At 44.5% G+C, this 501-nt stretch carries 1 pseudogene; it reads left to right on the forward strand.

What is annotated here, in order from left to right:
• A pseudogene (locus PSE7429_RS28120) lies at positions 1-501 on the forward strand (IS1595 family transposase); the annotation flags it as partial.

The following is a 501-nucleotide window of genomic DNA, read 5'->3' on the forward strand; positions in this document are numbered from 1 at the left end:
TCGACAAATTGCCCAAGAACTAGATCTAGACAAGGATGTAGTGCAGGATATGACCACTCAATTGCGAGAAGGTATTGACCAAAGCAAGCCTGAAGTAAACTTATCTGGGGCAGTCGAGTGCGATGAAGTATATGTGACGGCAGGACACAAAGGTAAACCCGAAGAAGTTAAAAAAAGGGCGCAAAGGAAGACGTAATCGGCTCAAAGGGATTCGGGGGCGGGGGACGCTTGAAAAAGAAAAGCCACCCATCTTCGGCATGATTCAGCGTAGTGGTGAGGTGGTAATTCGGATGTTAGAAAATGTGCAACAGCGCACTATTGAGCCTCTAATTAAAGCAACGATTGCTTTGGGTACTATGGTTTACACTGACGAATATGCTATCTACAATCCTTTCCAAGATTGGGGCTATGCACACAAAACTGTTTGTCATGGTGTGGGAGAATATGCAAGAGATGAAGATGGTGATGGCTTTTGTGAAGTTCATGTCAATACAATGGAAG

Source organism: Pseudanabaena biceps PCC 7429 (genome assembly GCF_000332215.1).
Taxonomy (GTDB): Bacteria; Cyanobacteriota; Cyanobacteriia; order Pseudanabaenales; family Pseudanabaenaceae; genus Pseudanabaena; species Pseudanabaena biceps.